The following is a 24,210-nucleotide window of genomic DNA, read 5'->3' on the forward strand; positions in this document are numbered from 1 at the left end:
CCGGCCGCTGGCCGGCACGCCCCTGATCATGCCGGCCGGCGGCCGGTACTGCCCTTGTGGCTCAATATACGTCGCGACGGTAGCGCCCGGTCTCCAGCAGCGTTTCCACTTCTTCATCACCCAGTGCTTCGCGCAGCACCTGGTCCACGCCTTCGGCCATGCCCAGCAGCGAACCGCAGACGTGGATGACCGCACCACGCTGCATCCAGTCGCGCAGGGCATCGGCTGCTGCACGCAGGCGATCCTGCACATAGCCGCCCTCACCATCGCGCGAGAACGCCAGGTCCACCCGCGCGAGATGGCCATCGGCCTGCCACGCTTCGATCTCAGCGGCGAACAGGAAGTCGTGCGCGCGCTGGCGTTCGCCGAACAGCAGCCAGTGCCCGTGCTCACCTGCATGCGCGGCTTCGCGCAGCAGGCTGCGCAGGCCCGCGATGCCGGTGCCATTGCCGATCAGCACCATCGGCGCACCGCCAACGCGATGGAAACCGGGGTTGCGGTGCACGCGGGCCACGATGCTGGCACCGACCGGCGCATGCAGCGACAGCCAGCCCGAACCCAGGCCGGTGCGTCCGGTTTCGTCATGGACCAGCCGCACCACCAGCTCGACCGCACCTTCATCCGTACAGGATGCGATGGAATACTCGCGCCCCGGCAGCAGTGGCAGCCCTGCCAGCCACAGGCAGGCATCCTGCACCGCCAGCGCAGCATCGGCATCGGGCAGCTCGCGCTCGCTGGCCAGCGCCAACAGCGTGCGTGGCTGGCCGTCAGTCAGCAACGGCTGCTGGGGATCCAGCCCATGTGCCTTCAGCACTGCAGCGGCGTGCCGCGCGTTGTGGCGGGGCGCGATGTGCAGGATGTCGCCCGCCTGCCACTGCACATCGGCCGGTGGCGCAAGACGGATGCGCCAGATGGCGCCGCCCATGCTGCCTGGATTGAGGCGGTCACGGCCGAGCAGGCGCCACTCGTGCATCTGCGTCGCGGCCGGCAACACGCTGTCATCGGTGGCGATGCCGGTCAGCGCGCCGAGATGTTGCTGCCACTGGCGCAGCGCCGGTATCGCGGCGGCATCGACATCGATGCGCTCGAACAGCGCACGTGCGCCGTTGCCCAGCAGCCAGCCATCGAATTGGCGGCCAAAGCCGCAGTAATGCGGGTACTGGCGGTCACCCAGGGCGAGCAGGCCGAACTGCAGGCCCGACAGATCGGGCGCTTGTGCCAGCAGCCGCCGCGCAGCGCCCCGTGCCGCATCCGGCGGCTCGCCATCGCCGAAGGTGCTCAGCACGAACAATGCCTGCGCAGTGCGCGCGAGCTGCGTGGCATCGACCCGGGCCAATGGCAGTACCTGCACGCCATGGCCAGCGGCCTGCAGCTGCGCGGCGGCACGCCAGGCCAGCTGCTCGCCCAGCCCGCTCTGGCTGGCATGCACGACCAGCCAAGGTGCGTAGCCATCATCGGTGGCAACCGGCAGCGACCGGCGCAGCCCGCGCGCGGCACGCTGGCTGCGGCGGCGGTCCAGGTACAGCATCCAGCCGGTGATGAAGAACAGGCTCATGGCCAGACTGCTGAGCATCACCGCGACACGCCCGGGCATGCCGAAGTAGCTGCCCGAGTGCAATGCGAACACGCTGGTGGCCAGCTGCGCGCCGGCGCCCTGGCGCGCGTAGGGGCGCGAATCGAGGATTGCCCCGCTGGCCGGATCCAGCTGCAGCAGATCATGTGCACGGTCATGGTGGCCACCGCGCTGTGACGGATCGCCAGCCATCACCCGCACGTTGAGCGCCTGGCCAGGCTTTTCCGGCAGGCGCAGGTCGATGTAGCCGGTGTGCACGCCGGGCAGGGCATACAGCGTGGCTTCGATGCGCTCCAGGTTCAGGGTGGCGCCGGTGGCGACCTTGTGCTTGGCGGCCGGTGCGACGCCCAGCAGCGTATTGGCGGTACTGCGATACCAGTCGAAGGACCACCACAGGCCGGTCAGCGCACTCATCAGGTAGATCAGCAGCACCCAGGTGCCGACCACCGAGTGCAGGCTCCACAGGAAGCCACGGCCGCTGCGTTTCCATTCCACCGCCAGCCAGCTGCGCCAGTGCCACCAGCGTCGAGGCCAGCGCAGGTAAAGACCGGACAGGGTGAAGAACAGCAGGGCGATGGCGCAGCTGCCGGTGATCCATTTGCCGCGCTCGCCGGCGGCGAGGTGGCGATGCAGGTCCTCGACGAAATCGAAGAACGCCTGCCCACGCAAGGCACTGAAGCGCTCGCCGCTGTACGGGTCGAAGTAGACCCAGTGTTCCTTGCCACCAGCGAAGCGTGCCACCGAGGGCCGCTGCCCGGTGGCGTCCACGCGCAGGCGCTGCAGGGGGCGATCACCGCCGGCCTGCAGCAGCGGCACCAGTTCGCTGAGTTCAAGCGGAAGCTGGCCGTCGGCATGGTGCTCGGCGATTTCGGCGAATCCGGGGTTGGCCGCGCGCAGCAGTTCGTCCTCGAAGGACAGCACGGCGCCGCTGAGGCCCATCACGGCCAATACGGCACCGGCGGTGATGCCCAGCAGCCAGTGCAGTTGGAACAGGACGTTCTTGAACATGGAAGGAGGAGGGCCTGGAAGGCTGCCGCCCGCATCCTGCGCAACAGCAAATGAGAATTAGTCGCGGAATTTTCCGTGGCGGACGGGCTACGGTCAAGGAGGGTTTTGTTGCAGGGCTTTGCAGCCCTGCACCCGCTACAAGCCGGAGCAACGTCAACGTCAAAAGCTGGCTTTCCGTGGGTTGGCGGGGTGGGTCCGGTTGAGGGGGACGCTGCAAGTCCCCCTCCGGGGCCCGGCCCAGCCGCTGGCGGCTGTGCGTTCGGGCGCTTGCGAAGCAGTGCTTCGCAAGCAAAGCGCCCTCACCCATGTAAGCTCGGTCGCCGCATCCATGCGGCTCACGCCCCCTCAGCCGGACCCACCCCGCCTTCGACAGTTTCCTGCGATCTGTCGGAACGGCGTTCTGCTTTGGTAGGTGCCGACCGTTGGTCGGCACGGGGTCTGATTCCGTTCTGAATATCGATATCTGACAGATGTGTCGACCAAGGTCGACACCTACCAACAGCCGCGAAGATCTGTCAGAGGCGGGGCGGTGTCGGAGTGCGGGGTGTCAGCCGCATGGATGCGGCTGCCAAGCTTACAGGGACGTACTTGCAGCGTCCCCGCACTCCGACACCGCCCCGCCATCCCACGGAATGCCCGCTTTGGCTTTGGCTGTTGCCGTTGCATTGAGCAGGGTGCAGGGCTGCAAGCCCTGAAAAAACACCCTCACTTCACCCAGCTGTCGATCTCGCCGTGGGCGAACGGTCCCAGCTTTGCCTTCACCAGCCGCCCCTGCGCATCGAACAGCACGCTGTAGGGCAGCAGGCCCTGTGTATTGCCCAGCTGCACGCTGGCATCGCGCGGCCCCGGGGTCTCGATCACGATCGGATAATCCACCGGTACCCGCTGCAGGAAACCGCGCACGTCTTCCGGCGTATCCAGCGCCAGTCCCAGCACCTGTACACCGTGCTCGCCCTGGACATGTGCGAAACGCGCCAGTTCGGGCATTTCTTCAACGCAGGGCGCGCACCAGCTGGCCCAGACATTGATCAACAGCGGGCGACCGCCAGCGTGCTGGCGCAGGTCCAGCGGCCGGCCTTCAAAATCGGGCAGCGACAGCGCGGGCAGGCTGTCGCCGACCTGCAGGGCAGGTGCCGCAGCCGCCACAGCAGGCGCCGCTGGCATGGCCTCAGGCGCAACCGGCGCAGGAGCCAATCGATGCCCGGCCCACAGGCCAAGGCCGGCGGCCAGCACCGCTGTCCACAGCAGCGCTGGCCGTTGCCACTTCATCGTGCGGTGCGCAGCAGCGCTTCCTCCACCACCGCCTGGGTCAGCAGGGTCGGCAGCACGGTCGGCGGTGCGCCGGGGCCGTACACCACGTACAGCGGCACGCCGACGGCCTTGTGCTCTTCCAGGAACGTGGTGATCTGCGGATCGACGTTGGTGTAGTCACCGCGCATGTACACCGCGTTGGTGCGCTTGAGCAGGTCCTTGAACTCCGGCCGCGACAGCACGGCGCGCTCGTTGGCCTTGCAGCTCACGCACCAGTCGGCGGTCATGTTGACGAACACCACGCGGTTGTCGGCGCGCAGGCGGTCCAGCAACTGCGGCGAATACTCCACCACGTTGTCGCTGGCGGCCTGTGCGGCGCGTGCCGGCGCTGCCAGCTGGGTCACGCCCCAGGCCGGTACCAATGCGCCGATCGCCAGCAGCACGCCGAGCAGGGTCACCGCACGCGAGCCGGTCCAGCGGTTGCGCTCGAACAGCCACAGGCCGAAGGCGAACAGCAACAGGCCACCCAGCACCAGCGCCATGCCGTCCACGCCGCGTTGCTTGCCCAGCACCCACAGCAGCCACAGCGCGGTGGCGTACATCGGGAAGGCCAGCACGTGCTTGAGCGTTTCCATCCACGGGCCGGGCTTGGGCAGGCGGCGCGCCAGCGCCGGCACGAAGCCGATCAGCAGGAACGGCAGCGCCAGGCCCAGGCCGAGGAACAGGAACACGGTCATCGCCTTCAGCGGCGGGGCAATGAACGCGTAGGCGATCGCGCCACCCATGAACGGGCCGACGCAGGCACTGCCGACCACGCAGGCCAGCGCACCGGTGAAGAAGTCACCGGCCGGGCCGCTGCGGCTGGCCAGCGACTGGCCCAGGTTGCCGATGCCGCCGCCCAGGGTGAACACGCCGGACAGGCTCAGGCCTACCGCGAACATGATGTAGGCCAGCGCCGCCACCACGCCCGGGTGCTGCAGCTGGAAGCCGATGCCGACGGCGTTGCCGATTGCGCGCAGGCCCACCATCAACGCACCGATCACCGCGAATGCGACCAGCACGCCCAAGGTGTACCAGAGCGCGTGGCTGCGTGCGCGCTGCGGGCTTTCGCCACTCTGTGCCAGGCTCAGGACCTTCAGCGACAGGATCGGCAGCACGCAGGGCATCAGGTTCAACACCAGGCCGCCGGCCAGCGCCAGCAGCAGCACCCAGACGAACGAACGGTCCGGGTTCGGTGTGGTCGCCGGCGGGCGCGTACGCAGCGCGTTGTCACCGCGCGCATCGGCGGCGAATTCATTGCCGTCCACGGTGCCTGCGACGGCCGGGGGGGCGGCATCCGTATTGGGCACCGTCGGCAGCAGGCGCAGGGGGGCGCCGTTGGCGCCTTCGCGTGGCGCCACAGCCAACGGGCTGATTACCTCGTTGCGCGGCGGTGCCTGGTCGGCGCTGGCGCTGACCTTGCCGGCCGGGATCGACAGCTTCACCCGGCGGGTCATTGGCGGGTAGCAGATGCCATCGGTCTGGCAGCCCTGGAAGGTCACCACGAGGGTGCCGTCAACCGCGTCGGCAACCGTGCGCCGCAACGGCAGCGGCACTTCCACCTGGTTGAAGTACACCGAGACATCGCCGAAGTGCTCGTCGCGATGCGATTGCGCGGCTGGCCAACGCGGCGTGCCGGCCTGCACGCCGGTGCTGCCTTCCAGCTTCAGCGAGGTGCGGTCGCGATACAGGTAGTAGCCCGGTGCCGGGCTGAAGCGCAGCAGCAGGGTGTTGCCGTCGCTGGCGATGGCATCGAAGCCGAACGCCTGTTCCGACGGCAGCGGCAGCGCCTGGCTGTTGCTGGCCGCACCCGGCAGGCGCAGGCCGCCGCTGTTGCCGGCACCGGCCAGTGGGTTGTTGAACGGACTGGCCGCACCGGCGCGGCTGGCCGGGGCCGCCGCCTGTGCACCGCTGCCGGGCAGGGTGACCTGCACCACGCGCTTCTGCGGCGGGTAGCAGACACCGGCATCGGCGCAGCCCTGGTAACGCACTTCCAGACTGATGGTACCGGCGGCCTCGGTCGGCGTGCCGGGCAGGCTGGCCTGCAGGCGCTCGCGATAGGTTTCGACCTCGCCGAAGAAATCGTCGTGGTGCTTGTCGCCCTTGGGCATCTGCAGCGCGCCGGCATTGAAGGCCGGGTCGGCCTTGACGCTGGTGCGGTGGCGATACAGGTAATAGCCGGGCGCGATCTTGAACTGCAGTTGCACCTGGCCACGTTCGGGGGCGGTGGCGGTCAGCGCGAACGCCTGGTCCACCGGCAGCAGGTCTTTCTCATCCAGGGCGAACGCCGGCAGCGAGAGCCACAACAGGGCGCACAGGGCGGCGCCACGCGCAAACAGAGTCTTCAATCAGTGTCCTCCCGGGTCTGTGCCCGGATCCAGTCCAGATACGCCGGCAGGCCGGCCCGGGTTTCGACCGCGATGCACTCCGGGAGTTCATACGGATGCAGTTCGACGATCCGGGCGATTGCGTCATTGACGCGACTCGCGGTGGTCTTCACCAGCAGCTGCAGCTCGGCGTCGGTGGTCACCTCGCCCTGCCAGCGGTAGGTCGACTGCGCGCCATCGAGGCGGGTCACGCACGCGGCCAGGCGCTCGCCAACCAGCGCGTGCGCGATGCGCTCGGCACTGGCCCGGTCCGGGCAGGTGGTCAACAGCAGCAGGACGGGATCGACGGTCGACATGACCGTCGAGTATAGGGCCGCCGCCGGGTCAGGACCCGGCGGCCGTGGACCGCTGCGTTGCGCGGTCAGTTGGCCAGCTGGCAGGTGGCCGGCTTGGCCGAGGTGAACAGGCCAGGGGTCGCCCACTCGGGGTGGTCGATGAACGGGTTGCGGTTGCCCTGGAAGCTGTAGATCACGTCATTGCGCGCGCGCTCGGCATCATCCGGCGGGTCGGACAGGTGCCAGTCGATCAGCGTCGACAGCAGGCCCATGTAGGCCGGTGAGCTGCTGGTCTTGACGATCCTGCTGCGGTCGTCGGTCAGCTCCAGGTCCGGCTCGGACTGGCCAGTGGCTGCATCCTTGCCGCCCTCGTAGCGGATCGCCATGTACATTACCGCACGCGCCATGTCGCCCTTGCGCTTGCCCCACACCTCGAACGTGCCGGTGTTGCCGTCCGGCGTGCGCACCCAGTTGGAGTTGCCCGGATAGCCACCACTGCCGCCACCCTGGCCGTTGTTGGCCTCGGTGGCGCGCTCGCCGCAGCTGGCGTCGCACTTGCCGAACGGCTTGTTGCCACGGTCGGCGTTCCACTGTGCATCGGTCAGGTACAGCATGTGGGTGTCGGTATACGGCGCGTACGGCAGGCCCTTGTCACCCGTGGTGGTGGCAAAACCCAGCGAGTTCGGCCAGGTGTGCTCGCGGTTGTACTTCAGGCCACTGCCGCTGCCGGCGCGATCGGTCACCTTGGCGTAGCTGCGGTTGCGATACGCGTCAAGGATGCGGTTCGGGTTGTTCGGGTCCTCGTCTGCGATCTCCAGGATGGTCCAGGTACTGGTGCCCGAGCCGCTGTACGGGTAGGCGGTGTGGCCCTTGATTGTCGCGTGCAGCGAGCAGCGCAGCTGGCTCGGGCTGGAGGTGTTGACCTTGGAGTAGTAGCCGGCCGGCACACCCGGGTTGCCCGGGTCCGGATTGCCGCCGGTGCTGGCCACGGTGAAGGCGATGCGGCTGTCGGCCGCCGGGTGTGCGCCCTGCAGGTCGGTGATGCGCGCGGCGCGGATGTCGAAGCGGCAGGCTTCACCGGCCACCAGCGCGGTGTTGGTGGACAGCTTCACGCTGCGTCCGCTGGCCGGGAAGGTCAGCGGCACGCTGCCGGAGGTACCGCAGCTCAGCGCGAACGCGCCGCTGGCCAGGTTCACCGTCTCGCTGAACACCACTTCCAGATCGGCCGCGGCCGGGAAGGTGCTGCTGCCCTGCGCCGGGGTGGTGGTGGACACCGACGGCGGCGTGTTCGGGCCCGGGGTGCCGCCGCCACTGAAGGTCTGGCCGTTGTTGCAGCTGCCGAAGGTCTGCCTGGCCGACTCGGCCCAGGTGAAGTGGGCGTACTGGCTGCCGCTGCCGGTCAGCTGCAGCGAGGTGCCCGGCGCCGTGCTGTTGGTCTCGGCCACCGGAATGTTCTGGCTGGTCATGCCGGCGGCAGGGCCACCGGAGGCGGTGATGGCGCCCTCGTAGCTGAGGAACTGGACCACCTTGCCGCTGGCGTCGACCAGGGCGATGCCGTCGTTCGGGCCGTTCTGGATGCCGTTGGTCGGGTAGTTGACCACGGCGATGCTGGCGCTGCCGCAACCGGCGGCGGTGCCGGCCGGGACCGGGTTGTTGGCGTAGACCGTGGCGGCCGAAGGATTGCTGCCGTTGTAGAGGTAGAGGCGGTAGCCGGACAGGTCTTCACCTGCGGTAGCGACCACTTCGATGGCTTCGCCGACGTCACCGGCGGCGGTGCTGTCGTCGTAGTGCAGTTCGTTGATGAAGACCTCGGCCTGGGCCGGCGCCGCGGCCAGTGCCAGCAGGCAGGCGGCGGCAAGCGGGGACAGCAATCGCATCGACTACTCCTTGTGATTGGGAATGCCTGACCGAGCCTAAGGCTGATCCAGTGACACTTTGTCGTAAATGAACGTCAGATATCTGACAGTGCGACGCTTGTCACCGAAATTGTCCAGGACCGACGCCTTGGCCGAGGCGCGCGGGTGGAAAAATTTTTTCATTCCGCCCTTGAAAGGGGGCGGCGGGGCTCCATCTCTGCCCTGCTCCCGACGTTGTCGGGTTTCTTCACGTGCGGTTCTGGCACTCGCCTGGGGTGAGTGCTAACATCGCCGGACTTTTTTAGACCAATCAATCACTTAAGAGGTCTCCTATGAGCATCAAGCCGCTGCACGACCGCGTTGTGGTCAAGCCGATCGAAGCCGACGAAATCTCCGCCGGTGGCATCGTCATCCCCGACTCGGCCAAGGAAAAGTCCACCAAGGGTGAGGTCGTGGCCGTCGGCCCGGGCAAGCCGCTGGACAACGGCAACGTGCGCGCGCCGTCGCTGAAGGTCGGCGACAAGGTCATCTATGGCCAGTACGCCGGCAGCTCGTACAAGAGCGAAGGCGTCGAATACAAGGTCCTGCGCGAAGACGACGTGCTCGCCGTCATCGGCTGAGCCTCGGCGCGACCTGTTTCAACCTGATCCCAAACTCCCAGCCGCCGGGCACCGTCCGGCGCTACCAATGAGGTAAATGCAATGGCTGCCAAGGATATTCGTTTCGGTGAAGACGCCCGTTCGCGCATGGTGCGCGGCGTCAACGTTCTCGCCAATGCCGTCAAGGCCACCCTGGGCCCGAAGGGCCGCAACGTCGTGCTGGAAAAGAGCTTCGGCGCCCCGACCATCACCAAGGACGGCGTCTCCGTCGCCAAGGAAATCGAACTGGCTGACAAGTTCGAGAACATGGGCGCGCAGATGGTGAAGGAAGTTGCTTCGCGCACCAACGACGATGCCGGCGACGGCACCACCACCGCCACCGTGCTGGCCCAGGCCCTGATCCGCGAAGGCGCCAAGGCCGTTGCCGCCGGCATGAACCCGATGGACCTCAAGCGCGGTATCGACAAGGCCGTTTCGGCCGCCGTCGCCGAGCTGAAGAACATCTCCAAGCCGACCGCCGACGACAAGGCGATCGCCCAGGTCGGTACCATCTCGGCCAACTCGGACGAGTCGATCGGCCAGATCATCGCTGACGCGATGAAGGAAGTCGGCAAGGAAGGCGTCATCACCGTTGAAGAAGGCTCGGGCCTGGACAACGAGCTGGACGTGGTCAAGGGCATGCAGTTCGACCGCGGCTACCTGTCGCCGTACTTCATCAACAACCAGCAGTCGCAGACCGCTGACCTGGATGACCCGTTCATCCTGCTGCACGACAAGAAGATCTCCAACGTCCGTGACCTGCTGCCGGTGCTGGAAGGCGTCGCCAAGGCCGGCAAGCCGCTGCTGATCGTGGCCGAGGAAGTTGAAGGCGAAGCGCTGGCCACCCTGGTCGTCAACACCATCCGTGGCATCGTCAAGGTCGTGGCCGTCAAGGCCCCGGGCTTCGGCGACCGTCGCAAGGCGATGCTGGAAGACATGGCCGTGCTGACCGGCGGCACCGTGATCTCCGAAGAAGTCGGCCTGTCGCTGGAGAAGGCCACCATCAAGGACCTGGGCCGCGCCAAGAAGGTGCAGGTCTCCAAGGAGAACACCACCATCATCGACGGCGTCGGCGACAAGGCCAACGTTGATGCACGCGTGGCGCAGATCAAGACCCAGATCCAGGACACCTCCTCGGATTACGACCGCGAGAAGCTGCAGGAACGCGTGGCCAAGCTGGCCGGCGGTGTTGCCGTGATCAAGGTCGGCGCCTCGACCGAAATCGAAATGAAGGAAAAGAAGGATCGCGTCGACGACGCCCTGCACGCCACCCGTGCGGCCGTTGAAGAAGGCGTGGTTCCGGGCGGCGGCGTTGCCCTGGTCCGCGCGATCACCGCGCTGGCCGGCCTGAAGGGCGCCAACGAAGACCAGAACCACGGCATCCAGATCGCCCTGCGTGCGATGGAAGCCCCGCTGCGCGAGATCGTTGCCAACGCCGGTGACGAGCCGTCGGTCATCATCAACAAGGTCAAGGAAGGCACCGGCAGCTTCGGCTACAACGCCGCTACCGGCGAGTTCGGCGACATGCTGCAGTTCGGCATCCTGGACCCGACCAAGGTGACCCGTTCGGCGCTGCAGAACGCGGCCTCGATCGCTGGCCTGATGATCACCACCGAAGCCATGGTTGCCGAAGCTCCGAAGAAGGACGAGCCGGCCATGGGCGGCGCCGGTGGCATGGGCGGCATGGGTGGCATGGGCGGCATGGACTTCTAAGGCCCACGCCCGCGTCGGACGTTGCCGGCCCTGGTCGGCGCGTCTCCCCGATGCAAGGAAAAACCCCGCCGCGAGGCGGGGTTTTTTTGTTGCCCGGTTGCCGCCATGGCGCCGCGTCGCTACGCTCGCAGACCATGCCTACCTCGTTCATCGTCGTCGACGACTTCCTCTCTCCAGCCGATGCACACGGCCTGCGCCAGGCCGGGCTGGGCCTGACCTACCCGGCGCAGGAGGGGGCATTCCCCGGGCGTAATTCGCTCGAACGGCTGGAGCTGGACGGCCTGTCCGAGGCCGCGTCGCGGTTGGTCAACGAGCCGCTGCGGCCGGTCAATCCGTTGCAGTCGCACGGCAAGTTCCGGCTGACCCTGGCCAGCGATGTGGGTCGCGCCAAGGTGCACACCGACCATTCGCACTGGTCCGGCATCCTCTACCTCAGCGCCCCGGAGCACTGCGAAGGGGGTACCGAGTTCTTCCGCCATCGCCGCACCAACACCGAGCGCATGGCGCTGAACGCCCACGAGCTGGCTGCGCTGGGCTACGCCAACGGCGGCGACATGCATCGGGACATCATCGAGCGCGACAGCGTCGACGACAGCCAGTGGGAAATGACCATGCGCATCCCGATGCGCTTCAACCGCCTGGTGCTGCTGCGCCCGTGGTTCTGGCATACCGCCGGCCCGGCCTTCGGCGACCGGCCGGAGAATGGGCGGCTGGTCTACCTGATGTTCTTCGAGCAGGCGCGTTGAAGGGAGGTCATCCACGCATGGCGTGGATCTACTTCACGAATGCCTTCGCTGCGCCGTACTCCCACTGCCACGGTACGCCGATGTCGCCGAGCACGAAGGCCACCAGCGCCGGGAAGGTCGCCTCGGCGCGCACATCGTTGCCCAGGATCACCACGCAGCGCTGCTGCTGCTCGACGCACACCAGCGTATTACCGACCGCATCATCGTGGCCGCCCTTGTAGAAGCCCGCGCCTTGCGGGCCACGGAAAGTCACCACCCCCAGGCCGGCCGCCAGGTCCTTGCGCTGCAGCGCCTTCGGCAGCTCCGGCTGCAGGGTGGGGAACTGGCTGGCGGTGGTGATCGGCAGCTGCGGCCGCACCAGCTCCTTGCGCATCGTCGCTGACAGCCCATCGCCGCGCACGTAGCCGGCGGCGAAACGGGCCATGTCGGCGATGGTGGTATCCATCGAACCGGCCGCGCGCACGCGGCTGCGCTCATCGTGCGGCTCGGCGGTGCCCTCCATGGTCCAGCCGTCGGCCAGGTTGGTGGCGAAGTCCCCGCGCCACATCATGCTGGTGCGGGTCATGCCGAAGCGGTCGAATACCCGCTGCTGCATCAACGCACCCACATCCTCGCCCAGCCGTCCGCGTTCGATCACGAACTGCAGCAGGATCAGCCCTTCGCCGGAATAGCCGTAGCGGCTGCCTGGATCGAAGTGGAACTTCAGCCGGCCGTCCGGTTCCAGAAACGCGAAGTTGGCAAAACCACTGGCGTGGTTGAGCAGCAGGCGAGGGGTTAGCTGGCGCCAGCGCGCATCATCGGCCAGCACGCTGTAGTCGGCGTACTTCTTCGTTTCGGGCGGATAGTCCGGCAACGGCTTGTCCAGCGCTGTGGCGATGCTGGCATCCAGATCGATCCTGCGGTCCTGCGCCAGCTGCGCGACCAGATGGCCGAATGCCATCTTGGTCAGCGAGGCGGCGTACATCACCGTATCGGTGCGCAGTGGTTCGCCTGCGGTATTGCGCTCGCCGTAGGCGGCGACGTGCACCACCTTGCCGCCGTCGATCACCGCCAGTGCCATGCCGCGCGCCTGTGCGGCCTGCATCAACCGCTGCGCTTCGGCATCGATGCGGACCGGCGAGGGTACCGGGGGAGGTGCAGCCAGCACGGCCAGCGGGAACAGCGTCAGCAACATCAGGGCAGCACGGCACATGCGTGGAACTCCTGGTGGGGCGCACGGTGATGCTACGCCAGGCTGCCGCTGGCGTCATTGCCGGATGTCAGCTGGCCTGCGGCCGGCGCAGGCAGATCCGGGACGCGCCGGCACCGATGTCCACCTGGCAGCCGCGCATTGCATCCGCACCAAGGATCAGCGCCGGCCGGCCCTCCAGGCCGATCGCCTTGAACACTGGCAGTTCGCTGATGCGGACCTCCATCGAGGGGTGCTGCCAGCCGTTGCCGGCCATGCCGGGCAGGGTGTACAGCCAGGTTGCCTGCTTTCCGCCGCCCAGGCCTTCGGTGCCCTTTTCACGCACCCGCACCCGTGCGTCGCTGCCGTCGGTGCGCAGCCCCAGTGCGCGGGCTGCTTCGGCGTTGAGGACGGTCTGCGCGGCACCGGTGTCGACCACGGCGATGGCGTCCACCGCGGGCGCGCCCAGTGCAAGCATGATGAAGCCGAACTGGCGCAGGTCGTCAGTGCGTCCGGGCAGCGCATTGGGCTGGCAACCCGGTCCTTCCAGGTTCAATCCGCCAGGTGTCCACAGCGCCAGTTGATTGCGGCCGAAGTCCCAACGGGTGTCCCAGCGTCCGGTCAGATCGTTGCCGATCAAGCCGTCAATGGCCGGATCATCGTCCTTCGGCAACGACGACAGATCGACCTTCATGGCTTGGGCCTGCAGCTGCCAACTGCCCAGCTGCCAGGACGTTCTGCGTATGCGCTGCAGCCGCGCGGAGGCTGCACTTGCCCCTTGGGCCTGTGATACCTCCGCATCCGCATCTCCCAGACCGTAGCGCCGCACGACGCGGTCATCGACCAGCGTGGCGCCTGCCGCGCTGTCGACCACGAAGCGCAGCGGTTCGGCACGCCCGTCCAGCGACACGGCCACGGCCGGATGACCGCCCTGCATCCACATCGGCAGGATGTGTTCGGGGGAATCGGACGCCAGCGCAGCCAGCGGGGCAGCAAGCAGGACGAATGGGATGAGGCGCAAGGCAGGTCTCCGCAGTGATCATGGGTGACCATTGGCGCGCAGCGGCGTATCGCGGGAATATCGGCGTTGATACCGTCCTGATACAGACCTGCCTGATACTGCCTGCATGACGACTCCCGCCCGTGTCATCGTTGTCGATGACGACGCCAGCATCCGTGATGCCATCGCCGATTGCCTGTTGCTGCATGGCTACCAGGTACGGGTGGCAGCGGACGCGACGGCGCTGGACGTGCTGCTGCAGGTCGATCGCCCGGACGTGATCATCCTCGACTGGATGATGCCCGGTGAGGATGGCCTGTCGGTCTGCCGCCGGCTGCAGGCACGGGCCATTCCGATCCTGATGCTGTCGGCGATGGGCAGCGCACCGGACAGGGTGATCGGCCTGGAGATGGGTGCGGACGACTACCTGGCCAAGCCGTTCGACCCGCGCGAGCTGCTGGCGCGGGTACGCGCGCTGCTGCGCCGGCAGGACAAGCTGCGCGCGCAGGTAGCCAGTGAACTGCGCTTTTCTGGTTGGCGGTTGCTGCCGGAACAACGTCGCCTGCTGGCGCCGGATGGGAACGAGCTGGTGCTCAGCCGTGGTGAATTCAGCCTGTTGCTGGCGCTGGCCGAACGCCCCGGGCGGGTACTGGGGCGCGAGCAGCTGCTGCAGCTGAGCCGTGGCGAGCCGAGTGACAGCGTCGACCGCGCGGTCGACCTGGCGATCAGCCGCCTGCGCCGCAAGCTCGGGCAGGCCTCACCCGGTGCGGAAGCCCTGGTGCAGACATCGCGTGGCGAAGGCTATCGCTTCCACGCCGAGGTACAGGTGCTGTGAGCAGCCGGTGGCCGACCGCGCGTTGGATCACGATGCTGGCCCTGGCCAGCCTGCTGCTGGCGACACTGGTCAGCGTGGCCGTGGTTGGCTGGATGCCTCGGCCCGCGCCGCCACCGATGCGGTTGGACCAGACCGTGCAGGTGCTGCGAGGGGAACGGGCCGCGGCACCACTGGGCCTGCATCTGGCGACGCAGGATGCGCCACCACAGGGCAGTGCCAGTGACTGGCTCACCCAGTTGGCGGCGCTGCAGCTGGGTTTGCCGGCGAAGGAGGTGCGCCTGGTCTGGAGCGGACAGGGCAAGGCGCCTGATGTGCAGGTCATCGAAGGCGGCGCGGTGCTCGACGGCACGGCGCGGGTCGGTGTACTGAAGGCGCAGGCCGCGCTGCTGACCGCGATGCAATGGCCGCCGTTTGAACTGGGCGTGCGCCAGGCCGATGGCCGCTGGCGGGTGGTCGGCAGCGATCACAGTGATCTGGCAGCTTGGCGGCGACAGGTGATACTGGCGCTGCTGGGCGGTGCCGTGTTGCTGGCGCCGCTGGCGGCGTGGGCATCGATCCGGCTGGGGCGTCCACTACGACGCTTGGCCGATGCCAGTGCACGTGTGGACCTGCAAGCCGACACGCCCCTGCCGGATGATGGCCCGCGCGAGGTACAGATGCTGGCCGCCGCGATCGGCACCGGTCGAGAGCGCCTGCGTGCGCAGGCCCAGGACATGACCCATATGCTGGCTGCAGTGGCGCACGACCTGCGCACACCATTGACCGGCCTGCGACTGCGCGCCGAGTTCGCGCCCACACCACAGGCGGCCCGGATGGTGGCGGACATCGAGCGCATGGACACGATGATCGAGCAGGTGCTCGACTACGCACGCGGCGAACTGCAGCCGTTGCAGATGCGCCCGCTGGATCTGGCCGCGCTGCTGGAGGAGTGCGTGCAGGCAGCGTTGCTGCGCGGTGTCGAGATCTCCATCCAGGGGCCGGACAGTCTGCCCTGGCACGGCGACGCGTTGCTGCTTCGGCGCGCGTTCGACAACCTTATCGAGAATGCCGATCGCTATGCCGGGGCGGTGGAACTGCGGCTTGCCGTGGTTGAGCGAGGGGTCCAGCTGGAGGTGATGGATCGGGGCCCAGGTATCGCCGAGGGCGACCGAGTACGCCTGCTGCAACCGTTCCAGCGCAGCGAGCGTTCTCGTAGTCGCACCACCGGTGGAGCGGGACTTGGGCTGGCAGTGGCCGCCAATGTGGCGAGGCGGCACGCGGGCGAACTGCAGCTGCTGCACCGGGAGGGCGGCGGGCTGGTTGCGTGCCTGCTGCTGGGAAAGTTCACCTGATATCGGCTGTGGTTTACAGGCAGCGGCTGTTCGGCTGTATGATTAGGCGCCTAACCATATCGCGTGCGTGAGATGATCGAAGCCAAGCACCATGCCCTGATCGAGGAAGCGCAGCGACGCGGTCACGCCAACATCGCGCCGCTGCGCCTGTGTTTCCAGCTGCTCTCGCTGTCCTCGTCGATCGATCGCGACTGCGCCGCGCGGCTGGCACCGCATGGGCTCAGCGAGGGTCGCTTCATCGTGCTGTTCCTGTTGCACGGGGCCGGTGGCGCACTGCCGCCGCATGTGCTGGCCGAACGCGCCGGCGTGACCCGCGCCACCATCAGCGGCCTGCTCGACGGCCTGCAGCGCGAAGGCCTGCTGCAGCGTCGCAACGATGACGGGGATGGCCGCCGCCTGCAGATCGTGCTGACCGCACCGGGAAAGCGTTTGGCCGAATCGCTGTTCGAGCAGCACACGCAATGGATCGGTGGGCTGTTCAACGGCCTGGATGCTGATGAACAGCAGCAGCTGTCACAGCTGCTGCACAAGGTCTGGCAGCACACGGACGCCGGGCGGGAATCCGCAGCATGAGCACGGCCATTCCTGCGGAACGCCGGCAAGCACTCAACACCGGCCGCGCCCCCGCCACCCATCTGGCCGAATGCCTGGCAGTGGATTTTGCCGCGCTTCTGCAGGTGGCGGCGCCTGCGCTTGCACCGGAGGCGCTGCAACGCATGCGGGTCGCCTCAGGCAAGGGCATCACCCTGCGCATGGCCCTGGCTGCGCAACTGCTGCGTGAGGCGGGGCAGGGCGTGCCTGCGCTCTGGCAGCATCACCGCGCCGATACCGTGCGCGGTTGGGCCTGCTACCTGATCGGCAGCGATGCCCGCGCAACGTTGGCAGAGAAGCTGCAGCAGATGCGCACGCTGGCCGATGATCCACACTTCGGTGTGCGCGAATGGGCGTGGCTGGCGCTACGCACGGACATCGTTGCCGCGCCGGTGCAGGCGCTTGAGTACCTGCAACCGTGGACACAGGAAACATCGCCGTACCTGCGCCGCTTCGCCTGCGAAGCGCTGCGTCCGCGCGGTGTCTGGGCCACGCATATCGCGCTGTTCAAGCGGCACCCGGAACATGCATTGCCGCTGCTGGAAGCACTGGCTGACGACCCGGAACGCTATGTGCAGGATTCCGTCGGCAACTGGCTCAATGATGCCGGCAAGACCCAGCCGCAGTGGCTGCGCCAGCTGTGTACGCGTTGGCAGCATGAGCGTCACAGCGACGCCAACGCCTACATCCGCAAACGCGCGCTGCGCTCGCTCCGGTAGTGCCGGTCGCTGGCCGGCAACCCCCGAACCCTCAAGGAAGAACCACCATGTCGCACACCTTCATCGAGCTCTACACCGCCACCCCTGCCTGGACCACACTTCCGCCCGAGCAGCGGAATGCCTTCTTCGCCCGTATCGGCGCCGGCATGCAGCAGTTCGATCCGGTCCGCATCACGCCGCTGGCGATGGGCCGCATTGCCTCGGGCGTACCGCACGGCAGCGATGAGCAGTTCTATGCGGTCTGGCGCTGCGCAAGCCGCGAGGAGGTCGATGCGTTGATGGCCGGCATTGCCGCTACCGGCTGGCATGAGTACTTCACCACCACCCAGGCGGTAGGCGCGATGGACAGCATGGCCCAGCACCTTGCCGACCTGGCCGCCTTGTAGCGGGGCGGCAGACGCCGGCAGATCCCGGTGCTGGGCATGGGTGGCACATGCGCCTGTCACCCAGACGCGGTAAACAGGACATTGCCCATGTCCATCCGCAGGAAGGTCGATCATGCAGAGTACGCTCCAGGTCACGCTGTTCGGCCCTCTTGGCGACAGCCCGGCGTTGCAGTTGCCGGGGCTGGAGGGGCCGTCGGTGGCCATCCAGGAATCGGCCCTGCGGCGCTTGGTTTCCGATCTCTACACCGCGCGTTCCCTGCTCAACCCCGAGCAGCTGGACGAGGCCCGGCAGGAACTGGATCGCGTGCTGGAACGCTGGGCCGACATCCATGAGGGTCTGCTGCTGGACGTGGAAGTACACGCGAAGTAGAGCCGTCATGGCGCTTCTCCACGCTGCCGTGGTCAATGCAATGCAAGGAATCCCGCTTTTCGGATTTCTTGCATGGATGCGCTGCAGCTGAATCAGGATCATGGCCTACCTCTCGTTGAGATCATGATATGCAAGTGTTCCCCGACGGAAACACTCCGCGGCTGGGCTCGGAATCCATTTCGGCCGATGAAGCGAAGGCCTCACTCGAGCGAGACGCCAGCCCGATTGCGAGGATGGCAACTGAGACACTCGAGGCGAAATTCGAGCCAGATCCGAGTCTGGATGGCAGCACGGATCATCTTCTTGACGGACTGATCGAGGCAGCAGGTGACTCAGACGGCGCCATGGTTCTGCGAAGGATGCGCGACAGAATCAAGGGACCAACGCCCGAAGAAGAGCCGGAGCCTCCGCTTGCATTCAGCAGGATGCCCGGATTCGTGTGGAACGCAGATGCAGTTTCGGATTGGGCAACCGATTGCCTGATCATCGAAGGTGATGTCAGCGTAGATGGCACACTGCACCTCAACGATTTGGACGAACTCCGGTGTGTGGTGGTACTTGGGAGTGTCACCACGCAGAACTTCGTCTGTGGCGGGTGGGTCTTTATCCGTGACAATTTGACGTGCACGCATGCATACGCATCGTCACTCAACGATGGAGGGCTTTTTGTCGGCGGCAACATGAAGGTCGCCACCTTCCTTGAGACCGGTCAGTATGTACATGTGGCTGGAGACTTCGAGGCGACCCATCTGGCGATGGTGCAGAACGAGATTGAGGTGAGGGGAGAGGTGAGCTGCCCTGACTTCGTGCACCGGTCCGACCGTGATCGATTGCCGTTCTGGGTGGATCCTGGGCTGATCGAACAACATGACGCGGAGACTGAGGACGGGCGGCCCTATCGATACTGGTACCCGAGCGGCTATGACGATCGGATCCTCGCGGGCGGTAGTCCTGTGAGAGCCCACGGCTGAACGGACGCGCGTGGACGCTCGGTACCGCCTGAACAGCTCCCCCAGTTGCGGATGAAACATTTTGCACTGCGCAAAAGCTGTGCTATCAATAGATCCCATGAACGCAGCCCCCACCAGCTTTTACTGGTATTACTTTCCGAAGCCACTGGCGGAGGAAGGACTGCGCTCACCCTGAAGAAAGCTTCAGACGCATTCCCGAAAGCCGCCAGCGAACCTGGCGGCTTTTTTCATGCCGCCACGCTGGGGACCCCCAACGTTCCGGAGATCTCCCGCGATGCCCCCGCACACCGACGACCTGCGTATCCGCACCATCGAACCGCTGACACCGCCTGCCCAGCTGCTGGCGATGCTGCCCTGTGACGATGAAGCCTCCGACACCGTCAGCGCCTCGCGCGCGGCCCTGCACCAGATCCTGCACGGCCGCGACGACCGCCTGGCGGTGGTGGTCGGCCCGTGCTCGATCCATGACCCGAAGGCCGCCATCGAGTACGCCCAGCGCCTGAAGCCGCTGCGCGACGCGCTGGCCGGCGAACTGGAAATCGTCATGCGCGTGTACTTCGAGAAGCCGCGCACCACGGTGGGCTGGAAGGGCCTGATCAACGATCCGGACCTGGATGGCAGCTTCAGGATCGACAAGGGCCTGCGCATTGCCCGTGGCCTGCTGCGCGACATCAACAAGCTCGGCCTGCCGGCCGGTGTCGAGTTCCTCGACGTGATCTCGCCGCAGTACATCGCCGATCTGGTGGCCTGGGGCGCCATTGGTGCGCGCACCACCGAAAGCCAGGTGCACCGCGAACTGGCCTCGGGGCTGTCGTGCCCGGTCGGCTTCAAGAACGGCACCGATGGCAACGTGAAGATCGCCGCTGACGCGGTGGGTGCGGCGTCCAATCCGCATCACTTCCTGTCGGTCACCAAGCAGGGTGGCACCGCCATCGTGTCGACCACCGGCAACCCGGACTGCCACGTGATCCTGCGCGGCGGCAAGCAGCCGAACTACGACGCGACCAGTGTCGCCGAGGCCTGCCAGGTGCTGGCCAAGGCCAAGCTGCCGACGCGCCTGATGATCGACGCCAGCCATGCCAACAGCCTGAAGAACCCGGAGAACCAGCCGAAGGTGATCGAGGACATCGCCGTTCAGTTGGAAGACGGTGAACAGCGCATCGTCGGTGTGATGATCGAGAGCCATCTGGTCGGTGGTCGCCAGGAACTGGTGGAAGGCCAACCGCTGGTCTACGGGCAGAGCATCACCGATGGCTGCATCGACTGGGACACCACCGTGACGGTGCTGGAGCGACTGGCCGCGGCCGTGCGCGCCCGTCGCGACGTGAAGGTGTCCGAAGCCGCTTGAGTGCGGCACGTGTGTGGATGGCGGCCAGCGCCTGCGGGGGTGCGGCCGCGATCAGGGCCGGTCGGAGTTGGAGACCGGCCCATCTGCACCGGCGATGCGCCTGGCGCTGCGCATGAGCGACAGCGCCAGGTACATCGCCGGGGTGGTGCGGATTCCGCCGCGCGAACCTCAATGCACTTCGTCGTGGTACACGAACTTCGGCATTTCCCAGCGGTAGTGGATCGCCAGCAGGCGCAGCGCGAAGCCGCCGCCGAGGCAGCACAGGATCGCGGTGGCGTCGGCCACGCCCCAGTGCAGCAGCAACAGGTAGGCCGCGCCGGTCAGCAGCGCGATGATCGCGTACAGCTCCTTCTGGAAGATCAGCGGCACCTCGTTGCAGAGGATGTCGCGCAGCACGCCGCCGAACGCGCCGGTCAGCATGCCGGCGATCAGCACGATCGGCATCGCATGGCCGGCTTCGCGCGCAATCGAGCAGCCGATCAGGGTGAAGGCGATCAGGCCCAGGCCATCGAGCACCAGGAAGGTGCGGCGGAAGTGGTGCATCCAGCGCGCCACCCAGGTGGCGATCAGCGCCGCGCACACGGTGAAGCCCAGGTACTCGGGATGCTTCACCCAGCCCAGCGGGTAGTGGCCGAGCAGGATGTCGCGCAGTGAACCACCGCCGAGTGCGGTGACGCAGGCGATCATGACCACGCCGAACAGGTCCATGCGGCGGCGGCCGGCGGACAGCGCGCCGGTCATGGCTTCGGCGGAAATGGCGATCAGGTAGATGATGGACAGCAACATGGGGCAGGCTCCGGGCGCGGTGGGGCCGGCCATGCGCGGACGCCGCCATTGCCTGCGCAATGACGGAATGACGATGACCGGTGCCGCTCCCGCTGTCCTTTTGCCTGAGAGTTCAGCGGCATGGGCCGCGTGCCCCTTCGGCGGATCGTCCCGGGCATGCCCGGTGACCTCTCTCCAGCTCGGCGAGTCGAATGCATGGTTGGTGGGATTCCAGCCCACCGGCCTGAGCGATCATGGGAGCCTGCGCCTTCGGCGGGCGCCAGCGCGGCGCCTCTCTCCTGCATTCGGGCGCCAGTATATCCGCTGCAGTGCAGCACGGCATAATCCGGGCATGGCCCCGTCCCTCCGCCCGTGGTTCCTGTACCTGCTCGAATGTCGCGATGGCAGCTATTACGCCGGCATCAGTACCGACGTGGACGCGCGTTTCGCCGCCCATCAGGCTGGCAAGGGCGCGCGCTACACCCGGGCCCGGCCGCCGCTGCGGGTGCTGGCCGTGCGCGAGTACCCGGACCGGGCCGCCGCCTCGCGGGCCGAATGGCAGCTCAAGCAGCAGCCGCGGGAACGCAAGCTGGCCTGGCTGCAGGCGGTGGATGCTGGGTCCCTGTAGATCCATGGCATACATGGATGCCTCTGTGCCGCCATGCGATGATCGCCCAGCCCTCAGCGCTGGAGACCCGGATGTCCACCGTCGCCCTGTTGTTCGCTCTCTCCGCGTCAACCAGTCCCGCTGCCGACCCGGCCACCCTCGCGGCCATCGAAGCCACCTGCCATGACTACGTCGACGGCCAGCTGGAGGCCGACCCGCAGCGCGTCGCCCGCTCCCTGCACCCGGACCTGGCCAAGCGCGCGGTCCTCGGCGATACGCCCGACGAGCGGCTGGGCCTGCGCCGCATGTCGAAGGAAGAACTGGTCGCGCTGACGAAGCAGGGCGCGCTGAAAACCCCGAAGGATCAATGGGACCGCCGCTGCACGGTGCTGGACGTGACCGGCAATGCCGCCTCGGTGCGATTGGAAACGCCGTGGTTCGTCGATTACTTCCACATGGGGCGCTTCGACCAGCGCTGGGTCATCGTCAACGCGCTGTGGTACCCGAAACCGAAGGCAGACGTTCGCTAGCCGTTGATAGTTAAGTTCACGACAGATTTATATTCTTCGGCAACCCTGTCGTAAGTGTGTAACTGATTCCACGATCGTCGAACTCCTTCTGAATCCAAAGAGTTGTCTTCATTGTCAATGTAACGCACATGATGAATAGCTTTTTTGGATTGCCGGAGTTCCAACTGTGAGTCTGCTTCGCCAAGCGACCTTGCGGATCGATGCCGGAGCTCTCAATGACGAAACTAGAGCAGCTGTTGACAGGATGTTCTGGTGCTGCGTTATCGATCAGAGCTGAAAGCGACTCAACGTCATTGGCCGCCATGTTGTACTTGAGTCGATGGGAGTATCTGTTTCTTGCAGTATTTAACTTGTCCAAGGCTTTGAAGATTCCGATCTCAAGGCCGAGATTCCTGGCAATCGCTAGCTTCGTTTTGAATGGAACGAAGTCTATGCCTGCAAATAAGTCATCTGTGTAGGTGCGCTTTGAACACCAGATGTTGATGAACTCCTCCATGATCAAATGGAATTTCAAAGCCACCGCCGCTTCATCGTGAGAATTGAGCATCGAAAGCAGAGTGGCTTGATCAAATATTTCCGCGAAATCACCCCCGACTTCGACGTACTTGTCTGATGATGTGGCTTCCATATCTATCCTCTTCAGTGATTCATCAGTTGCTCAGTGCCTCGTGCTTCGATTGGATCGACTCTGAGACGACATGTCAGAAGAACATGTCATTCCATCTACGGGCCGGTGATGGCCGCCACAAGTGCAGACCCTACCGCCTCGGTCGCCGGTCTTCCTGGTCATCACCGAAGATGATGCGCGCGCTGCGCTGGTAGCTCCAGTACGCCACGGCCCAGTTCAGCAGCACTACGATGCGGTTGCGGAAGCCGATCAGGAAGAACACGTGCGCGGCCAGCCAGAACCACCAGGCCAGCACGCCCGACAGCTGCAGGCGCCCCAGGTGCACGATCGCGGCCATGCGACCGATGGTGGCCAGGTTGCCGTAGTCGGCGTACTTGAACGGGCCGGGCTCGGGCTTGCCGTGCAGGCGTGCGCGGATCACCTCGGCCACGTATTTGCCCATCTGCTTGGCAGCGGGTGCCACGCCGGGTACCGACTTGCCGTCGGCCTGGCTCAGTGCGGCCAGGTCACCGGCCACGAACAGCTCCGGGTGATCGGGCAGGGTCAGGTCCGGTTGCACCGGCACGCGGCCGGCGCGGTCCAGCGGCACGTCCAGCGTGCGCGCCAGCGGTGAAGCGGCCACGCCGGCGGCCCAGACCACGGTGCGGGCCGGTATGAACTGGTCACCGAGCGTGAAGCCCTGGCTGTCGATGTCGCTCACCGGGGTACCGGTCAGCACTTCCACGCCCAGCTTTTCCAGCTGGCGGCGTGCTTTCAGCGAAAGTACTTCCGGGAACGAGGACAGCACGCGCGGGCCGGCCTCGACCAGCCGCACCTTGGCGCTGGCCGGGTCGATGTGGCGGAATTCGTTGCGCAACGTATGCCGCGCGATCTCGGCCAGGGTGCCGGCCAGTTCAACACCGGTGGGACCGCCACCGACCACCGCGAAGCTCAGCCATGCGGCCTTCTTCGCCGGGTCCGGTTCCGCCTCGGCGCGCTCGAACGCCAGCAGCAGCTTGCGGCGCAGCGCGATCGCATCGTCCAGCGTCTTCAGGCCAGGCGCATCATCGGCCCACTGGTCGTTGCCGAAGTAGGCGTGGGTGGCGCCGGTGGCCAGCAGCAGGCTGTCGTAGTCCAGCGTGCTGCCATCGGCCATGCGGATCTGCCGGGCCTGCTTGTCGATGGCGACCACTTCGCCGAGGCGGACTTCCACGTTGCGCTGGTGGCCGAGGATGTGGCGCAGCGGTGCGGCGATATCCGGGGCGGACAGGCCGGCGGTGGCCACCTGGTACAGCAGCGGCTGGAACAGATGATGGTTGCGGCGGTCGACCAGGGTGATGCGTATGCGCTCGCGGGCCAGGGCACGGGTGGCCCAGAGACCGGCAAAACCGCCGCCGACAACAACCAGGTGGGGAACGCGCTCGCGACTCATCGACTCACTCCAGTGGGGGCATTGGGGGAAGCGCCTGGCATCTTCGCACGGCGACTGCCTGTCA

At 66.5% G+C, this 24,210-nt stretch carries 23 protein-coding genes and 2 riboswitches; of the genes, 13 read left to right on the forward strand and 10 right to left on the reverse strand.

Annotated features, from left to right (window positions below):
- Nucleotides 1-61: 61 nt before the first annotated feature.
- The 5 genes from O0K41_RS01925 to O0K41_RS01945 all read right to left on the reverse strand — a co-directional run bounded on the left by O0K41_RS01925 (nucleotide 62) and on the right by O0K41_RS01945 (nucleotide 8,410).
- Nucleotides 62-2,581, reverse strand: coding sequence for a sulfite reductase flavoprotein subunit alpha (locus O0K41_RS01925; RefSeq protein ID WP_308304422.1), 2,520 nt, complete (start codon nucleotides 2,579-2,581; stop codon nucleotides 62-64).
- A gap of 705 nt (nucleotides 2,582-3,286) precedes the next feature.
- Nucleotides 3,287-3,850 carry a TlpA disulfide reductase family protein gene (locus O0K41_RS01930; RefSeq protein WP_164221818.1) on the reverse strand — a complete coding sequence of 188 codons (564 nt, stop codon included), beginning with the start codon at nucleotides 3,848-3,850 and terminating at the stop codon, nucleotides 3,287-3,289.
- Complete coding sequence (locus tag O0K41_RS01935) at nucleotides 3,847-6,219, reverse strand: protein-disulfide reductase DsbD (RefSeq protein WP_088436221.1); 2,373 nt, start codon at nucleotides 6,217-6,219, stop codon at nucleotides 3,847-3,849. The genes O0K41_RS01930 and O0K41_RS01935 overlap by 4 nt, the downstream gene beginning before the upstream one ends.
- Nucleotides 6,216-6,554, reverse strand: a complete 339-nt coding sequence (gene cutA, locus O0K41_RS01940) for a divalent-cation tolerance protein CutA (protein WP_049396392.1) — start codon at nucleotides 6,552-6,554, stop codon at nucleotides 6,216-6,218. The genes O0K41_RS01935 and cutA overlap by 4 nt, the downstream gene beginning before the upstream one ends.
- Before the next feature lie 65 nt (nucleotides 6,555-6,619).
- A complete protein-coding gene (locus O0K41_RS01945; protein WP_005414629.1) occupies nucleotides 6,620-8,410 on the reverse strand; it encodes an endonuclease in 1,791 nt (596 codons plus the stop codon).
- Between the two features lie 311 nt (nucleotides 8,411-8,721).
- On the opposite strand from O0K41_RS01945, the gene O0K41_RS01950 reads away from it, so the two are divergent.
- The 3 genes from O0K41_RS01950 (at nucleotide 8,722) to O0K41_RS01960 (ending at nucleotide 11,486) form a co-directional block, all read left to right on the forward strand.
- Entirely contained in the window at nucleotides 8,722-9,009 is a 288-nt protein-coding gene (locus tag O0K41_RS01950) for a co-chaperone GroES (protein ID WP_005411227.1), read from the forward strand.
- Nucleotides 9,010-9,090: 81 nt separating this feature from the next.
- Nucleotides 9,091-10,740: a chaperonin GroEL gene (groL, locus tag O0K41_RS01955; RefSeq protein WP_005411226.1), complete on the forward strand. Its 1,650-nt coding sequence runs from the start codon at nucleotides 9,091-9,093 to the stop codon at nucleotides 10,738-10,740.
- Between the two features lie 134 nt (nucleotides 10,741-10,874).
- Complete coding sequence (locus O0K41_RS01960; RefSeq protein WP_005411225.1) at nucleotides 10,875-11,486, forward strand: DUF6445 family protein; 612 nt, start codon at nucleotides 10,875-10,877, stop codon at nucleotides 11,484-11,486.
- 28 nt (nucleotides 11,487-11,514) lie between these two features.
- Here O0K41_RS01960 and O0K41_RS01965 read toward each other — a convergent pair whose 3' ends face one another.
- Both O0K41_RS01965 and O0K41_RS01970 read right to left on the reverse strand, forming a co-directional pair.
- Nucleotides 11,515-12,678 (reverse strand): serine hydrolase domain-containing protein, encoded by a 1,164-nt coding sequence (locus tag O0K41_RS01965; protein WP_164221816.1) that lies wholly within the window; start codon nucleotides 12,676-12,678, stop codon nucleotides 11,515-11,517.
- A 67-nt stretch (nucleotides 12,679-12,745) separates the two neighbouring features.
- Complete coding sequence (locus O0K41_RS01970) at nucleotides 12,746-13,675, reverse strand: pepsin/retropepsin-like aspartic protease family protein (RefSeq protein WP_308304424.1); 930 nt, start codon at nucleotides 13,673-13,675, stop codon at nucleotides 12,746-12,748.
- A 106-nt stretch (nucleotides 13,676-13,781) separates the two neighbouring features.
- On the opposite strand from O0K41_RS01970, the gene O0K41_RS01975 reads away from it, so the two are divergent.
- From O0K41_RS01975 to O0K41_RS02010, 8 genes are all read left to right on the forward strand, one after another.
- Entirely contained in the window at nucleotides 13,782-14,489 is a 708-nt protein-coding gene (locus O0K41_RS01975) for a response regulator transcription factor (RefSeq protein WP_005411222.1), read from the forward strand.
- Between the two features lie 32 nt (nucleotides 14,490-14,521).
- Entirely contained in the window at nucleotides 14,522-15,820 is a 1,299-nt protein-coding gene (locus O0K41_RS01980; protein WP_164221826.1) for a HAMP domain-containing sensor histidine kinase, read from the forward strand.
- Nucleotides 15,821-15,892: 72 nt separating this feature from the next.
- Entirely contained in the window at nucleotides 15,893-16,393 is a 501-nt protein-coding gene (locus tag O0K41_RS01985; protein ID WP_005414623.1) for a MarR family transcriptional regulator, read from the forward strand.
- Nucleotides 16,390-17,130 (forward strand): DNA alkylation repair protein, encoded by a 741-nt coding sequence (locus tag O0K41_RS01990; protein WP_099605090.1) that lies wholly within the window; start codon nucleotides 16,390-16,392, stop codon nucleotides 17,128-17,130. Before O0K41_RS01985 ends, O0K41_RS01990 begins: the two co-directional genes overlap by 4 nt.
- Nucleotides 17,131-17,177: 47 nt before the next feature.
- The gene (locus tag O0K41_RS01995; RefSeq protein ID WP_005411218.1) at nucleotides 17,178-17,516 is read left to right on the forward strand and encodes a DUF6616 family protein; all 339 of its coding nucleotides are present in this window, start codon (nucleotides 17,178-17,180) and stop codon (nucleotides 17,514-17,516) included.
- 112 nt (nucleotides 17,517-17,628) lie between these two features.
- A complete protein-coding gene (locus O0K41_RS02000) occupies nucleotides 17,629-17,886 on the forward strand; it encodes a hypothetical protein (protein ID WP_099605091.1) in 258 nt (85 codons plus the stop codon).
- 128 nt (nucleotides 17,887-18,014) lie between these two features.
- Nucleotides 18,015-18,857, forward strand: a complete 843-nt coding sequence (locus tag O0K41_RS02005) for a hypothetical protein (RefSeq protein WP_099605092.1) — start codon at nucleotides 18,015-18,017, stop codon at nucleotides 18,855-18,857.
- 274 nt (nucleotides 18,858-19,131) lie between these two features.
- Complete coding sequence (locus O0K41_RS02010) at nucleotides 19,132-20,205, forward strand: 3-deoxy-7-phosphoheptulonate synthase (protein WP_057500834.1); 1,074 nt, start codon at nucleotides 19,132-19,134, stop codon at nucleotides 20,203-20,205.
- Between the two features lie 168 nt (nucleotides 20,206-20,373).
- Here O0K41_RS02010 and O0K41_RS02015 read toward each other — a convergent pair whose 3' ends face one another.
- Nucleotides 20,374-20,991 (reverse strand): trimeric intracellular cation channel family protein, encoded by a 618-nt coding sequence (locus O0K41_RS02015; protein WP_005411215.1) that lies wholly within the window; start codon nucleotides 20,989-20,991, stop codon nucleotides 20,374-20,376.
- 84 nt (nucleotides 20,992-21,075) lie between these two features.
- Nucleotides 21,076-21,179, reverse strand: a riboswitch (glycine riboswitch).
- Between the two features lie 13 nt (nucleotides 21,180-21,192).
- Nucleotides 21,193-21,282: riboswitch (glycine riboswitch) on the reverse strand.
- A 40-nt stretch (nucleotides 21,283-21,322) separates the two neighbouring features.
- Here O0K41_RS02015 and O0K41_RS02020 point away from each other — a divergent pair.
- Both O0K41_RS02020 and O0K41_RS02025 read left to right on the forward strand, forming a co-directional pair.
- Complete coding sequence (locus tag O0K41_RS02020) at nucleotides 21,323-21,598, forward strand: GIY-YIG nuclease family protein (RefSeq protein ID WP_005411214.1); 276 nt, start codon at nucleotides 21,323-21,325, stop codon at nucleotides 21,596-21,598.
- A 71-nt stretch (nucleotides 21,599-21,669) separates the two neighbouring features.
- Nucleotides 21,670-22,107, forward strand: a complete 438-nt coding sequence (locus O0K41_RS02025) for a nuclear transport factor 2 family protein (RefSeq protein WP_164221814.1) — start codon at nucleotides 21,670-21,672, stop codon at nucleotides 22,105-22,107.
- A 16-nt stretch (nucleotides 22,108-22,123) separates the two neighbouring features.
- Here the strand turns inward: O0K41_RS02025 and O0K41_RS02030 are convergent, their stop codons facing one another.
- Entirely contained in the window at nucleotides 22,124-22,735 is a 612-nt protein-coding gene (locus tag O0K41_RS02030) for a hypothetical protein (RefSeq protein ID WP_164221812.1), read from the reverse strand.
- Between the two features lie 130 nt (nucleotides 22,736-22,865).
- The gene (locus tag O0K41_RS02035) at nucleotides 22,866-24,146 is read right to left on the reverse strand and encodes an NAD(P)/FAD-dependent oxidoreductase (protein WP_164221811.1); all 1,281 of its coding nucleotides are present in this window, start codon (nucleotides 24,144-24,146) and stop codon (nucleotides 22,866-22,868) included.
- Nucleotides 24,147-24,210 lie beyond the last annotated feature (64 nt).

Source organism: Stenotrophomonas sp. Sm2128 (assembly GCF_030985535.1).
Taxonomy (GTDB): Bacteria; Pseudomonadota; Gammaproteobacteria; order Xanthomonadales; family Xanthomonadaceae; genus Stenotrophomonas; species Stenotrophomonas maltophilia.

Bases quoted from the DNA above. Each gene is read 5' to 3' on its own strand.
- O0K41_RS01925 (WP_308304422.1), bottom strand. From the start codon at position 2,581: ATGTTCAAGAACGTCCTGTTCCAACTGCACTGGCTGCTGGGCATCACC.
- O0K41_RS01930 (WP_164221818.1), bottom strand. From the start codon at position 3,850: ATGAAGTGGCAACGGCCAGCGCTGCTGTGGACAGCGGTGCTGGCCGCC.
- cutA (WP_049396392.1), bottom strand. From the start codon at position 6,554: ATGTCGACCGTCGATCCCGTCCTGCTGCTGTTGACCACCTGCCCGGAC.
- O0K41_RS01945 (WP_005414629.1), bottom strand. From the start codon at position 8,410: ATGCGATTGCTGTCCCCGCTTGCCGCCGCCTGCCTGCTGGCACTGGCC.
- O0K41_RS01950 (WP_005411227.1), top strand. From the start codon at position 8,722: ATGAGCATCAAGCCGCTGCACGACCGCGTTGTGGTCAAGCCGATCGAA.
- groL (WP_005411226.1), top strand. From the start codon at position 9,091: ATGGCTGCCAAGGATATTCGTTTCGGTGAAGACGCCCGTTCGCGCATG.
- O0K41_RS01960 (WP_005411225.1), top strand. From the start codon at position 10,875: ATGCCTACCTCGTTCATCGTCGTCGACGACTTCCTCTCTCCAGCCGAT.
- O0K41_RS01965 (WP_164221816.1), bottom strand. From the start codon at position 12,678: ATGTGCCGTGCTGCCCTGATGTTGCTGACGCTGTTCCCGCTGGCCGTG.
- O0K41_RS01975 (WP_005411222.1), top strand. From the start codon at position 13,782: ATGACGACTCCCGCCCGTGTCATCGTTGTCGATGACGACGCCAGCATC.
- O0K41_RS01980 (WP_164221826.1), top strand. From the start codon at position 14,522: ATGCTGGCCCTGGCCAGCCTGCTGCTGGCGACACTGGTCAGCGTGGCC.
- O0K41_RS01985 (WP_005414623.1), top strand. From the start codon at position 15,893: ATGATCGAAGCCAAGCACCATGCCCTGATCGAGGAAGCGCAGCGACGC.
- O0K41_RS01990 (WP_099605090.1), top strand. From the start codon at position 16,390: ATGAGCACGGCCATTCCTGCGGAACGCCGGCAAGCACTCAACACCGGC.
- O0K41_RS01995 (WP_005411218.1), top strand. From the start codon at position 17,178: ATGTCGCACACCTTCATCGAGCTCTACACCGCCACCCCTGCCTGGACC.
- O0K41_RS02000 (WP_099605091.1), top strand. From the start codon at position 17,629: ATGCAGAGTACGCTCCAGGTCACGCTGTTCGGCCCTCTTGGCGACAGC.
- O0K41_RS02005 (WP_099605092.1), top strand. From the start codon at position 18,015: ATGCAAGTGTTCCCCGACGGAAACACTCCGCGGCTGGGCTCGGAATCC.
- O0K41_RS02010 (WP_057500834.1), top strand. From the start codon at position 19,132: ATGCCCCCGCACACCGACGACCTGCGTATCCGCACCATCGAACCGCTG.
- O0K41_RS02015 (WP_005411215.1), bottom strand. From the start codon at position 20,991: ATGTTGCTGTCCATCATCTACCTGATCGCCATTTCCGCCGAAGCCATG.
- O0K41_RS02020 (WP_005411214.1), top strand. From the start codon at position 21,323: ATGGCCCCGTCCCTCCGCCCGTGGTTCCTGTACCTGCTCGAATGTCGC.
- O0K41_RS02025 (WP_164221814.1), top strand. From the start codon at position 21,670: ATGTCCACCGTCGCCCTGTTGTTCGCTCTCTCCGCGTCAACCAGTCCC.
- O0K41_RS02030 (WP_164221812.1), bottom strand. From the start codon at position 22,735: ATGGAAGCCACATCATCAGACAAGTACGTCGAAGTCGGGGGTGATTTC.
- O0K41_RS02035 (WP_164221811.1), bottom strand. From the start codon at position 24,146: ATGAGTCGCGAGCGCGTTCCCCACCTGGTTGTTGTCGGCGGCGGTTTT.